The organism is Nostoc sp. LEGE 12447 (assembly GCF_015206985.1).
In the GTDB taxonomy this organism is placed as follows: Bacteria; Cyanobacteriota; Cyanobacteriia; order Cyanobacteriales; family Nostocaceae; genus Nostoc.
Genome location: NZ_JADEXT010000007.1, coordinates 143,261 through 157,221, shown reverse-complemented (window position 1 = coordinate 157,221; position 13,961 = coordinate 143,261). Strand labels below are relative to the sequence as shown.

The 13,961-nt window shown below is 41.2% G+C and carries 8 protein-coding genes and 1 CRISPR repeat array; of the genes, 4 read left to right on the top strand and 4 right to left on the bottom strand.

Annotation, left to right across the window (positions count from 1 at the left end):
• Positions 1–39: 39 nt before the first annotated feature.
• Positions 40–1,323, bottom strand: a complete 1,284-nt coding sequence (gene glyA, locus IQ274_RS11060; protein ID WP_194142280.1) for a serine hydroxymethyltransferase — start codon at positions 1,321–1,323, stop codon at positions 40–42.
• 414 nt (positions 1,324–1,737) lie between these two features.
• On the opposite strand from glyA, the gene IQ274_RS11055 reads away from it, so the two are divergent.
• The gene (locus IQ274_RS11055; RefSeq protein WP_194142279.1) at positions 1,738–2,484 is read left to right on the top strand and encodes a hypothetical protein; all 747 of its coding nucleotides are present in this window, start codon (positions 1,738–1,740) and stop codon (positions 2,482–2,484) included.
• A 9-nt stretch (positions 2,485–2,493) separates the two neighbouring features.
• Positions 2,494–3,117 (top strand): DUF4231 domain-containing protein, encoded by a 624-nt coding sequence (locus tag IQ274_RS11050; protein WP_194142278.1) that lies wholly within the window; start codon positions 2,494–2,496, stop codon positions 3,115–3,117.
• A 582-nt stretch (positions 3,118–3,699) separates the two neighbouring features.
• On the opposite strand, the gene IQ274_RS11045 is transcribed toward IQ274_RS11050, so the two are convergent.
• From IQ274_RS11045 to IQ274_RS11035, 3 genes are all read right to left on the bottom strand, one after another.
• Entirely contained in the window at positions 3,700–6,477 is a 2,778-nt protein-coding gene (locus tag IQ274_RS11045) for a M16 family metallopeptidase (protein WP_194142277.1), read from the bottom strand.
• Between the two features lie 590 nt (positions 6,478–7,067).
• Positions 7,068–8,746: a CRISPR direct-repeat array (repeat unit 37 nt; unit sequence GTTTCAATCCCTAATAGGGATTTTATTTGATTGCAAT).
• A gap of 367 nt (positions 8,747–9,113) precedes the next feature.
• Positions 9,114–9,881, bottom strand: coding sequence for a circadian clock KaiB family protein (locus IQ274_RS11040; protein ID WP_163939652.1), 768 nt, complete (start codon positions 9,879–9,881; stop codon positions 9,114–9,116).
• 195 nt (positions 9,882–10,076) lie between these two features.
• Positions 10,077–11,360: a type IV pilus twitching motility protein PilT gene (locus IQ274_RS11035; protein WP_194142276.1), complete on the bottom strand. Its 1,284-nt coding sequence runs from the start codon at positions 11,358–11,360 to the stop codon at positions 10,077–10,079.
• Positions 11,361–12,092: 732 nt separating this feature from the next.
• Here IQ274_RS11035 and IQ274_RS11030 point away from each other — a divergent pair.
• Positions 12,093–12,467: a hypothetical protein gene (locus tag IQ274_RS11030; protein WP_012409057.1), complete on the top strand. Its 375-nt coding sequence runs from the start codon at positions 12,093–12,095 to the stop codon at positions 12,465–12,467.
• A gap of 255 nt (positions 12,468–12,722) precedes the next feature.
• Positions 12,723–13,853: a non-hydrolyzing UDP-N-acetylglucosamine 2-epimerase gene (gene wecB / locus IQ274_RS11025; protein WP_163939119.1), complete on the top strand. Its 1,131-nt coding sequence runs from the start codon at positions 12,723–12,725 to the stop codon at positions 13,851–13,853.
• Positions 13,854–13,961 lie beyond the last annotated feature (108 nt).

Below are 13,961 nucleotides of genomic sequence, written 5' to 3'. Positions count from 1 at the left end.
AGAAGAACTATTTACCAATGCCCTATGCCCCATGCCCAATTATGCTAGTGCTGGTACAGGAATTTCCAGGTGAGGATATAAGGGGAAGCGATCGCACAATGCTGCTACCCGTTGCCGACAATCTTGGGTTACTACGTCGGAATCTGGAGAAAGCAGGCGATCGCTAATAATATTTGCAATCTCGGTAAATTCTGCTACTCCTAAGCCTCGTGTGGTCATTGCTGGCGAACCTAACCTCAGACCACTGGTAACAAATGGCGATTGTGGATCGAAGGGAATAGTATTCTTGTTAGCAGTAATATTCACAGTGCTGACTAGCTGATCTGCCTGCTTACCAGTTAGATTTACAGAACGTAAATCCACGAGAAGTAAATGGTTATCAGTGCCATTTGACACTAATTTTAAACCCCGATTTTGTAGTTGTTCTGCCAAAGCACGAGCATTTTCAATTACTTGAGCAGAATAAGTTTTAAACTCAGGCTTTAGGGCTTCTCCAAAAGCCACTGCCTTACCAGCAATGACGTGTTCCAATGGCCCGCCCTGAGTGCCAGGAAAAACAGATTTATCTAGCTTTTTACCTAGTTCTGCATCGCTGGTCAAGATTAAACCACCTCTAGGGCCGCGTAGAGTCTTATGTGTAGTTGTTGTTACTACATGACAATGAGGAATGGGATCGGGGTGAAGACCACTAGCAACTAAACCAGCGATATGAGCGATATCGGCAAGTAAGTAAGCACCGACTTCATCAGCAATACTACGGAATTTTTCAAAATCAATTATCCGGGGATAAGCCGAATAACCACAAATCAAGAGCTTAGGACGCTCCCTCAGCGCCAGCTCCCGAATTTGGTCATAGTCAAGTTGTTCTGTTTGTTGATTCACACCGTAGTGGCTAACTTGAAACCACTTACCTGAGACATTTACAGGTGAACCGTGGGTGAGATGCCCCCCGTGAGACAAATCCATCCCCATAATTTTGTCCCCTGGTTGCAGCAGCGACAAGAATACAGCAAAATTGGCTTGTGCGCCAGAATGGGGTTGGACATTTGCATGAGCAGCGCTAAATATCTGTTTAGCACGATTGATCGCTAGTTGCTCAATTTTGTCAACATACTCGCAACCGCCATAGTAGCGTTTACCAGGTAATCCCTCGGCATATTTATTTGTCAGTACTGAACCTTGAGCCGCCAGTACAGCAGCAGAGGTAAAGTTTTCGCTAGCAATCAACTCCAAGTGATCTCGCTGGCGTTGTAGTTCGTCGTTGATTAACTCCGCGATCGCTGGATCGGTGGAGGAAAGAAAGTCTGAATTAGTCCTAGTCACTTCAATTATCCTTATGGAAATTTGTACAACGGCTGATTTTGGTTTGGCACAGCACCTAACAGCTTTATAGAGGCGATTAATCGTCTCCGTATTCTAGAGGTTTGTTTGTGCCAACTTATTTATTATTAGGCGTAAGCTTGATTAATGCATTAATTATCATAACGTTGCTTTTTGAAGCTGCACCAAATAATACTTCTGACATAGGCGTAGCCCTTCTCCTGTCGGAGACGCTTCGCGTAGCTTGCTTCCACGAAGTGGTACGGCTGCGCTCAGGAACCACCCGTCGGAGACATCGCTCCTCGGTAGAACAAAAATCTGAACGCTTCGACAATTAACTATCGGTAATACAACCCTTGCGAAACATGGCTAGGAACCTCTACCCTGGGAAACTTAATCAGTCAGAATTGTGGACAAATGAAAAATCCTGTGAAACTTACCTTTGACAGAGGACAAACAGCATTAGCTATTCGAGTCGATCAACAAGCCGAATTACCAGATGCTCTTGAGCAAATAGGGCTTGGCGGTTCGCGTTCTATTTTAGTAGTGGTAGGGGGTGCAAGTAAAATCAGTGAAGCTGATTTTCTTCGTATTAAACGGTTGTTTACGGAAGTTTTAGCCCCAATAGCCGAAAGTTTGGGTGCTTATGTTGTGGATGGAGGTACGGATGCAGGAGTTATGCAATTGATGGGTGAGGCTCGTAGCCAGATAGGTGCTAAGTTTGCTTTGATTGGTGTAACACCTGAAAACAAAGTGGCTTTACCTAATCAACAAGAACCCGGCGCTGATTTGACACCGTTAGAGCCAAACCATACTCATTTTGTACTGGTTCCTGGCGATAATTGGGGCGACGAATCACCTTGGATATCTAACGTTGCAACTATGCTGGCTAATAATGCACCTTCGGTGACTGTACTTTTAAACGGTGGTGAGATCACCTTTGATGATGCGTTTTATAGCGTTAATACTGGAAGGTTAGTTGTTGTGATTGCTGGTAGTGGTAGAACCGCAGATATCCTTGCCGATGCTTTGCGTGGAAAAGCTACTGATGAGCGAGCTAAAAAGTTAGCAAAATCTGGTATATTACAATACGTCAACTTGATTGACATAGAGAATGGGGTTAAAAATTTAGGACAAATAATTAAAGATTTGCTTTCTAATTAGGAGTGAATAATGGCAAAAAAAGATAGTTATCAGGAATTTTTAAAGGAAGATTTTAACAAGTTATTTGAAGGTATGAATTTAGGCGATGGGCAAAAGCATTTTTTGCGATCGCGCTGGTTAGACCAAGTACTCTGGATGGAAGGTAAGGCTAATTTATCACGCGATCGCCATTATTTTTTGCGGATAACAACTATTATTGGCGGTGTAATTCTCCCAGCGCTGGTAAGTTTAAACATTAACACTAATTCTACTTTACAAGTTAACGAAAGATCCAGAAATATCATTATCTGGTCAACTTTTGGTTTGAGTCAAATTGTTGCTATTAGTGCTGCCATTGAAGAGTTTTTTCATTACGGTGAACGTTGGCGGCACTATCGCCGTACAGTCGAATCTTTGAAAACCCAAGGGTGGCAATTCTCCCAGTTGACAGGCCCTTATCGTGATTATACAAGCCACCAACAGGCGTTTAATCTTTTTGCGGGTAATGTAGAAGATGTTATTCAACGAGATGTTGAAATATATTCCACTCAAGTTATACAAGAAAAGAAAGAAGAAAAACAGAGCCAGGAAAACTATATCCTGATGCCAAATGCAAAGATAACCAATTTAGAAGAAAAGAAAGAAGAAAAATAAAATCGGAAAAACAAGATATTGCGAGAGTTAGAAGTTGAATTTGCTCTATTTACATGCTTCTTTACGAATTACATTAACAATGTGGAAGCGTCATTAAAAATTATTTTCACGAAGGTTAGGGATAATCAAGGCTTAAACTAAGCTGATTGATTTGAAAAAACTCTCATCTCGTTGGTGCAGCCATCGATTGTTTAAATAAACTCTCCCCCGTTAGATAAAAACATGGGGAGAGCTAGAACAAAGTTCGGTAGGGTAATCGGGCTACTTAAGTTTTTATTATTTTTAGACTTTATGTTATTCCTCCTAAAGACAGATAAATATTTTATTGGAATTCCATGTTGGTAGCTTTTGAAAAAAATTCCCCATTTCTATCTAGAAATGAGGAATATAGGAGTTAAAGTTCGTCAGGTGATCGGAATATCTGTTTATTTTGTCCTGATACTATCTTTCTTAATTCCTCCATTAGATAGAGAAATACTCTCTCGAAATGTTCAGGTATGTGTTTCTTAACACTGTCAGGTTAAATTTGGAATTTTGAATCTTTCAATTCCATTATCCAAAATTAAAAATTCAGTGAGCTAATTAACCGCCTTTAGGTAAAGTTTCTCCAGGCCCGGCGGTGACAATTACCAGATTTTCTGGCTTAATTAAATCCTCAATTGCCTGTTGCATCTGAGCCATAGTGACTGCTTGAATCCGTTGAGGAAAGTCTCGGATTTCCGATCGTGAAAGTCCCAAGACAGCATTATCCAAAATGATACTTGATACATTACTGGGATTAGCTAAATCCACGGGGTAGCTATTAGTAAGTGAGCGTTTTGCCGTGTTGAATTCAGCCTCAGTTACTCCTTGTTCGCGCAACTGTTTAAGTAAAGCGAGAGTACTGGCGATCGCGTTTTGGGTATCTCCAGGAGCAGTCTGCATCTGAATCAAGAATGGGCCGGGATTGATGCCGGCGGCAAAATTACTATAGATACCGTAGGTTAGACCAAGGCGATCGCGCACTTCCGTACCCAAGCGGCTCGATAATGTATCACCACCCAAAATTTGATTCAGTATCAGTGCCGCATAATAACGCGGGTCTTTGCGAGAGATGCCGTTGTAGCCGATGTAGGTAACAGCCTCAGCTTTACCAGGAATTATTTTGTTTAAACGTGTTGAAGTTTGCGGTAATGGCACGGGTGATATTTTCAGCACAGGTGGCTTACCTGTGGCTTGCCATTTGCCAAACGCCTGATTCAGCAAAGTTTTTACCTTAACTGGATCAAAGTCTCCAACTATTGCGATCGTTGTATTATCTGGTCGGTAGTGTGTCTGATAGAAGCCAAGCAAATCATCACGACTAATGCTTTTTAAGCTCTCAAATGTAGGAAAGCTATGAAATGGATGAGTTTCAGGATAAATTGCCTGCTGGAATACTTGTCGTCCTAGTCCTCTAGGATCATCTAGCTGGACTTTAAGACTTGTCAACGCTCGTTGACGGCTCAATTCTAGCTGGTCGGCTGGGAAAGTGGCGTTTTCTAACACATCTGCCAGAGTTTGAATCAGTATCGGCAGGTTCTTTGAAAGTGCTTCACTGCTAACGTTCACTCCCTCACGGCTAGCACTGAAGCTCAAATCGGCTCCTAGGTCTTCTAAGGTTTTTGCTAGGGTAAGAGCATTTTTAGTCTGCGTCCCATTCATTAAGTTGGCCGCAGTCAGATTCGCTAATCCAGCTTTTTGATTACCGTCAAATTCAGTACCAGCGTCAATTTGTCCACTTAGGTTAATAGTGGGGAGACTGCGATCACGTAACAACAAAACCCGCAAACCATTATTTAAGGTAAACTCATCTGGTAGCGATTGTTTGGCCGAATCTGTAGCTGATGTGGCAGGTGGGAGATATTTAGCTAGTTCTGCCGGATCTACAGGTTTACCGGGGCTGAAATTTTCTACTGTGCGACCAGAACCAGCGCTAGAAGTCCCTGGTTTCCCATCCGGTTGAGTCGGCTCAAAGAAGCCGATAGTTTGTTTAGCCGGATTTAGGTAAGTTTTCGCTACTTTTTGTACTTGGGCTGGGGTGACTTTAGCGATCGCAGCGAGGTACTGTTCAATAAAATGATAATCGCCCGCGATCGTTTGGTTATATCCGAGTTGGCTAGCCTGACTAGTAATATCTTGATTACCCAAGATATATGAAGCTTGCAGTTGCGTTTTTGCTCGGTTCAATTCTTCTGTGGTGACAGGCTGCTGTTGCAACTTTCCTAAAGATTCCTGAAGCACCTGGGCAATTTTACTTAACTCTTGACCTGGAGCCGCCGTAGCATTAATTTCATACCAACCTGGTTCGATGAGTTCGGCAGCACCGCCACTTACTGAACTGGCAAGTCCAGATTCTACCAAAGCCTGGTAAAGTCTAGAGCTACGTCCACCCGTGAGAATGGCATCCATCACATCAATTGCCGGCACATCAGGATGCTTGATATCTGGTAAAGGATACACTGCTTGTAGTAGTGCCGCGCTTCCAGGTTGCTTCAAAACAATCGGTGCTTTTTTAGTAATAGGGGCAACTGGAGAAGATGGAGCGACATTTCTCCTTACATTGCCCTGTTGCGATCGTTTTGCCAATTTCCCATAAGTTTCTTTAACAACTTTGAGTACAGGTTCTGTGGCGAAATCCCCCGTAATTACTAACGTGGCATTTTCTGGGCTGTAGTAGGTTTGGTAATAATTCCGTACCTGCTCCACCGTGAATTTCTCTACATCAGCTTTTGTGCCTCCCACTGGTAAGCCATAAGCTCTGTTAGGGAAAGCATCTCGCATTACTGCCCGACTCAGACGATAGCCTGGTGAATTTTCGTACCCTTGTAACTCGGATATCACCACTCGCTTTTCACTTGTGAGTTGTTCAGACCCAACTAAGGAATTTTCCATGCGATCGGCTTCCAGTGTCAACAATGCTTCGAGTCTGTCTCGTTGCACTGTGCCAAAGTAAGCTGTTTCGTCATAACTAGTAAAAGCATTGAACTGGCTACCCAAGGCACTAAACAATCTTCCAAACTGCACTGGGCGGGCAGTTGTACCCTTGAACATCAAATGTTCTAGCTGGTGAGAAATACCATTTTCTCCCTTAACCTCGTTACGGGAACCAACTTTATACCAAACTTGCACACTCACCACTGGAGCAGTATGAACTTCCTTGGTTAGCACTGTTAAGCCATTGTCCAACACCGTTTTTTTAACCCCTTGGGTGAATGAGGCCGCAGATACAGGTGCGACTGCTGTCGGTATTGCAGCATTTATGAAATTGCTCGAAAAAGGCAAAAAAGTTAGGAGCAGACTCAGAAAAAAACCTATAAACATATATGAACGTAACTTCATAAGCAATGCCAAATGCAAACTTTCTAATTTTGAAGAAGAATTCAGAAGCAAAGCCGGGGACTCCGCAACTCCGGTCACAATCAATTAGTAAGGGACTCACTACCTCTGTGCTATCCACCAGTTGTACAGCATTCATTCTGTAGCTTGCTTCCCTGAAAGGGTATTCTGACTCCTGAATTCTGTTTTGATAAAACAAAACCTTAGTACCACTTCGTGGAAGTGAGAAGACTTAACATTCTCAGCTTTTTTAACATTTTTAATGGTAGCTTTATTTTTCCTATGCCGTAATAGTCGGTTTTCACGTTGACTTATTTGCAATACACTTACAAGCAATAGTCCACAATAATGGTATAAAAAGTTTTGTTGCTATCCCATAACATTTGTTTTATCTTTTCAAGCTAGATATAAATTTACGTACTGTTACTAACTATTTTAATTATATTAACTACTATTGCAATGTGTTCCATTTGACAAGTGTTCTGTGTTGGCCTCTGCTGTCTCAAACTCTAATTCCGTAATATTATCCGCCTGTCAATAGGGTTTGAGACGCGCTAACCCTGGACTGGGTATCAGTAAAATTTATTAAATCTGTTTCAATCCCTAATAGGGATTTTATTTGATTGCAATTCGGTCAGCCAGGTTATCCCCAAGGGTAGTTGAGCCTGTTTCAATCCCTAATAGGGATTTTATTTGATTGCAATCTATTAATGCAGCCATCGCAGAACGGAGTACTTTGTTTCAATCCCTAATAGGGATTTTATTTGATTGCAATAAATTTAGTGGACGGGGACTTTGTTTTTGGAAGACGGTTTCAATCCCTAATAGGGATTTTATTTGATTGCAATTTCACTCCCGGCTCTGGGTTCGCTCCCCTGCGGCGTTTCAATCCCTAATAGGGATTTTATTTGATTGCAATTCCTGGCTCTGCGTGTGCGCTTGCTGGTTCGTCCGTTTCAATCCCTAATAGGGATTTTATTTGATTGCAATCTTCCCGTTCTTCTATATTTGGAAGCCCAACAAAAGTTTCAATCCCTAATAGGGATTTTATTTGATTGCAATTTTCAGCGAACCAGCCATAACTTCAAACCCTTAAAGTTTCAATCCCTAATAGGGATTTTATTTGATTGCAATCCATAATTTTTCCCCTTTGAATAGAACGTTTTACCGTTTCAATCCCTAATAGGGATTTTATTTGATTGCAATCTGCTCAAGTAGATGAAAGAACTGGAGAGCTTGGTTTCAATCCCTAATAGGGATTTTATTTGATTGCAATCTGTAGCTGGTCTTATGTCAGCGTGCTTGAAATACGTTTCAATCCCTAATAGGGATTTTATTTGATTGCAATGTAACAAGGTGCAATGTAGTGTATATGGAGTACGGGGTTTCAATCCCTAATAGGGATTTTATTTGATTGCAATATTAGAGAATACATAGCTATTCTAGAAACTGTTTCAATCCCTAATAGGGATTTTATTTGATTGCAATTCCTGCTTTCGGGCAGATTATCCCAATTCTTCTGTTTCAATCCCTAATAGGGATTTTATTTGATTGCAATCCAATTTTTGATTAGTCGGGGAGATACTTCGTCACTGTTTCAATCCCTAATAGGGATTTTATTTGATTGCAATTATTTAATCCGTTCACCCACGAGATTGAAACTGTTTCAATCCCTAATAGGGATTTTATTTGATTGCAATAAGTTAAAGCCCAATTAACAGCAATTCAACTAACAGTTTCAATCCCTAATAGGGATTTTATTTGATTGCAATTTCCATCTTCTGATAAATAGCCCACCAAGCGAAAAGTTTCAATCCCTAATAGGGATTTTATTTGATTGCAATTTGTCTCGTCATCTGCCAAAATATCGCTTGAGATGTTTCAATCCCTAATAGGGATTTTATTTGATTGCAATCATTTCATGGTTCTGCTAATTATGCATTTTTTGATGTTTCAATCCCTAATAGGGATTTTATTTGATTGCAATTTCTAAGCGATACAAGATTAGAAGTATTATTGCTGGTTTCAATCCCTAATAGGGATTTTATTTGATTGCAATCACGCCTTGGGATAATTGGACTCCTCAGCAAAGTTTCAATCCCTAATAGGGATTTTATTTGATTGCAATTACAACCAGACAAGGAACCTGTCAATCTTTCAAAGGTTTCAATCCCTAATAGGGATTTTATTTGATTGCAATCTGTTGGGGCAGAGAATAATCCGAGTGCATCCGTTGTTTCAATCCCTAATAGGGATTTTATTTGATTGCAATCGCTGGCATTTAAAAGCTTTGTGTTATTTGGTTTTCAAGGTTCAAGAGCGCGAATAGAAAAATCATAACATGAAGAGTGGCAATGTGTCATACGAAAATCGCTGAAAGTCAGTCCACATAAGGTGCGCGGATGTCTTCAAGATTCTACAGTCGTCAAGTCTTTGCATACACGGCAATTCAGCCATGTTTGTAGTCACCTCTTCACCAACACCTACCCATTCGCGCACTTGGCAAAAAAACTAGTCTTATTGCAAAGCGGTTCACGAGCCATGAGCTTACTACAAACTTTCTTTGATTTCTAGCAAAAACAATTGCCACCTCTCAAATCTCTGCATTTTACTTTTAACGCTCAATTTCGTTATAAAACTTAAAATTTTTCCTTAGCAGCTAACATCTGTAAAATCTTTTCTACATGATCCAACTCTCCAACGATTCGCCGAATTGGGTGCGGCCAAACTTTGACAAGGGTAGGAGTTGCAGAAACTTGATTGAGTTCTGCTTGTTCTGGATGACTTAAAACATCAATTACTTTCAGAGTATAAGGATGTCCGAGCGATCGCTCCAACAATTCGTGTAAATTTTGCAGAATGCGTTCGGTTGTACTGCTATGTCCTGCAACAAACAAGCGGAGAACATAGCCTTGTGTGATGACTTCCTTTTTTTGTACTATTACCGGCTGGTGGTATTTTGGCACAGGCTCAGAAAGGTCTAGACGAACAATTAAATCGTGATCTTCCCAAAGCTGCCCAAATGAAGAACGATAAGATGTTAATACCATGCGATCGCACAACCCCTCTTGCCAAGGAGCAGCTTGCCATACTAACTCCCCTGTACCAAAAATGGCATTAAGCAAAGCTTGATGTCTAATTACAGCCGGATAAGCTTCAGCAAAAGTTCGCACTTGTTGAGTGCGCGGATCTAACCAGTGGTCAATAGTCGCAGTATAACAAGGTACTAAAAAGTGCGGTGGCTCTGGCAAATCTAGAATTTCTTGCAAAGCCGAACACAAATGCAAATGCCATCGACCTTGTTTGCTAGGGTCGATGCAGTAAATTAAATCTCCTCCAGGTGTAAATAGGGCAATGCCTTTAAACAACTGGGGTGTAGATAGTTTGTTTGTTGTCAAGTTATTCACAAAGGCTAGGAAGCTAAAAGTAAAAATTCTCTCTTTTACCTTTTACCTTAGCTATAACCGTAACCAGGATGACAAAGATATTTGGGAGTGGGGGATGGATGAGGGAGCAGGGGAGGCAGGGGGGCAGGGGAGGTAGAGGAGAATAATTAATAACCAATGCCCAATGCCCAATTCCCCATGCCCAATGCCCAAATCTTAAACTCTACCTCGGAGAAACTGTGCCATTTCATTAGGAGTTGGTGACATTTCCAAAGCAGTTTCTTCAGTGATGCGACCCTCTTGATAGAGATTGAGCAAGGACTGATTCATCGTAATCATGCCGTCAAAACCAGCTTGTTTCATTAACTCGCCAATTTCATCATACTTACCGTCTTTGATCCATTCTTTAATAGCCTCAGTATTGATCAGCACATCGTGGAAAGCAGCTCGCTTCCCGTCAGTTGTGCGGCACAAACCTTGAGCAATTACCGCTACTAAAGACTCAGAAATTGCTACCCGCATTGCATCCTGTTCGTCACCAGAGTAGAGGTTGAGAATCCGTTCAATGGTTTTAACCGCGCTATTGGTGTGTAGGGTTCCCATGACCAAGTGACCAGTCTGAGCAGCTTTTAGGGCAGTGTTGACTGTTTCCTTATCCCGCATTTCCCCCACCAGAATCAAATCTGGGTCTTCCCGCAAAGCTGCTTTCAAAGCGTTGTCAAATTTCCGGGTATGCATTCCCACTTCCCGTTGTTTGACTAAAGATTTGCGGCTTTGATGGATAAATTCGATTGGGTCTTCAATGGTAATGATATGCTTGGCCATCTCTTTATTGATATAGTCAACCATCGCTGCCATTGTGGTGGACTTACCAGAACCAGTGGGCCCAGTTACCAAAATTAAACCTTTGTGGTGATGACAAATATCTCGAAAAACTGGGGGTAATCTCAACTGTTCCATAGTTAAGATTTTCAGAGGAATCAACCGCAACACCATTGCAGGCCCTCTAAGAGTGCCAAAAACGTTAATCCGCACGCGAGCAAAGTCATATTGAGTTGCTCCGTCAAATTCTAAGTGTTCTTCAAAGCGCTGAATTTCCGCCTCACTCATTACCTCCCGCAACCAACTCATAAAAGCTTCTTTACTTACTTCTGGATAATCCCATGATTGAATTTCTCCTCGGGTGCGGAAGCGCGGTACTTCACCGACACCTAAGTGCAAGTCAGAATATCCTTGATCGTAAGCTTCTCTGATTAACTTCTCTAAAGTGGGCCCCGCACTGCTGGTTTTAGGAAGAACTGAAGTAGGTATTGGCGGTGGACTAACCGGACGATGACCTGCAACAGGCGTGTTGGTACTCCTATCCATTGACATATCCAATGTTTGTGTCATCTGCCTCTGTGTACTAAAGGTTGGCGGAGGTGGCGGCATTGGGGGCATTGGGGGCAAGTTATGTTCGGTAACAGGGCTAGAATTTGATGGAGACTGTGATTCTGTCATATATCTTCACATTTAGCGGGTAAAAATTTGAATTAGTGAGAAGTCAAGTCACTTACTTTGATGACTTTTGGAAAATGCTTGCGTGCAAGCCCTAGTGGTGATGGGAGGCGATTGAAAATCTAGAACCACGGTCAATCCATTTCATCCACATAAACTGGTATCTTTTTTTCCTAAGATTCCGCTACTCAGAATATTTAGAAAAATTATTTAACCTATATATAATGGTTAACACACCTAATAGCTTAGAACGCCTCAGCAAAAGTCCAGAGATTGCATGGTGCTTTATAATACTTTTGATATAAAATATGAATATTCTCAGCCATTAGATGAGAAATTTATCTTGGGCATCAATACAAATTGCCAGCAATTAACAGCATAAATACTGACTATTCATTTATTCAGCCCATCTATCAATTATGAGAAACGCTATCAATTTTTATAAGAAATGTTAAGCTTGGTAGGAGCAATATCTGGGGATCAACGTTAAAAGCCCATAAGTTTTAGGTTATATACCTGAAGACAGATGCAGAAAGCAAGTTATTCTAATAGATATAAACTTGGTTTTAAATTCACAATTACAAAAAACTAACTGTAAACTTTAGTAAATAAATGCTCATTTTCCCGATTAGTTTTTATATACTGAATTTCACTGAGAAACAAATCAGTTAACTCGCCAAAAGCGAGATATCACTGAAATTAAAATTTGCTGTGTATTTTTTGGGAGGAAAAGTCATGGTTTCTGCTGAAAGCTCTAATCTAGGAAAGACCTACTCCTTGTTGATGATTAAAAGCTTTTTAATATGGACTTTTACATTAGCAGTATGCTTGTTGGTTGTCGGTTTTCCATTAGTTGTCTTAATGGCTACGGTTGGATGTCTGTTATCGATCATCTTGCAATCTGTGATGCCTGTTAGTGCTGTTTTGCTTGTAGCAGGCGCTTTAATCATGTTTAATGTCATGGCAGTTGTATTTGCTGCGGGTGTGCTAACTATTAAAGGAGTTCATCCCAGTGAGGTTAAATGGTTAAGCTGGCTGCATGGAGAGGCAGACCAAATGCAGACTACTGTTTATGCTGCTTGCCCTTTAACTTGTGAGATTAAAATGTAGTCATCACAGGTGAATAAGACAAACAGTGCGTCTGCCCGGTTAAGCCGGGTTTTTTCATGCTCTCTAATAATAATGTGATTAAAATTGAATTCGATATACAGTTCATCTACCCGATTAAGCCGGGTTTTTTCATGCTTTTTATATAATTTTTCCTTTTATATTTATGATTTGTGTAATGATTGACCGTCAACTATTGACTATTGGTCATAGACCATTGACTATAACCATTGGCAAATGACAGATGACTAATGACTAATGACTAATCAAAAACGGGTTTGCATTATCTTGGGTACTCGTCCCGAAGCGATTAAACTTGCTCCAGTTATTCAGGTTTTCCAGAAGTCTTTAGCTTTTGAGTCGCAAGTAATTCTGACTGGACAACATCGGGAGATGGTTGAGCAAGTTATGCAGCTGTTCAACATTAAGGCAGATTATGACTTGGAAATTATGCAGGTTCAGCAATCTCTAAATGATATTACCTGCCGTAGTTTACAAGGGTTAGAAGCGTTATTTAAAGAGAAAAAGCCAGATTTAGTGGTGGTGCAGGGAGATACGACAACGGCTTTTGCCGCAGCTTTAGCAGCTTTTTATCAAAAAATCCCTATTGGTCATGTAGAAGCAGGTTTAAGAACTGATGATATCTTCAATCCTTACCCAGAAGAAGCTAATCGACGGTTGATTTCTCAAATTACTCAGTTGCACTTTGCGCCGACACCTTGGGCTGTGGAAAATTTGCACCGTTCTGGTGTTTTGGGTGAAATTCACATGACGGGTAATACGGTAATTGATGCGCTGTTGAATGTAGCTGCAACTCAAGCTGTTTGTAATGTACCAGGCTTAGACTGGGATTCATACCGCGTTCTGTTAGCAACAGTTCATCGACGGGAGAATTGGGGAGAACCCCTGCAAGCGATCGCAGAGGGGTTTTTACAAATCTTAGACAAGTTCCCTGATACAGCTTTGTTGCTACCATTACACCGCAATCCCACAGTGCGAGTCCCATTGCAAGAGCTTTTAGGGAATCATCCCCGAATTTTCTTGACGGAACCTCTAGATTATGGTGAACTAGTGGGAGCAATTGGGCGATCGCATCTTTTGCTCACTGACTCTGGTGGTTTGCAAGAAGAAGCCCCCAGTTTGGGAAAACCAGTACTAGTTTTGAGAGATACTACCGAAAGACCAGAAGCTGTTGTAGCTGGTACAGCCAAACTTGTAGGCACTACGAGTGAGAATATTTTTGCATCTGCGGCTGAGTTACTGAGCGATCCAGATGCCTATGAAGCAATGGCAAATGCAATTAATCCCTTTGGGGATGGTCATGCAGCAGAGCGCATTTTGCAGATTGTGCAAAATTACTTGGGTGTTTCATCCGAAATATCAACTTAGATTAAACAAAATACAAAATTTCTGTTTTTCAGGGTGTATAAAATCGGCTTTTCTTATTTGCATTCAACACAGTTTCAATGTTGTCAAGTTAGCATCTTGCCCGCTTTC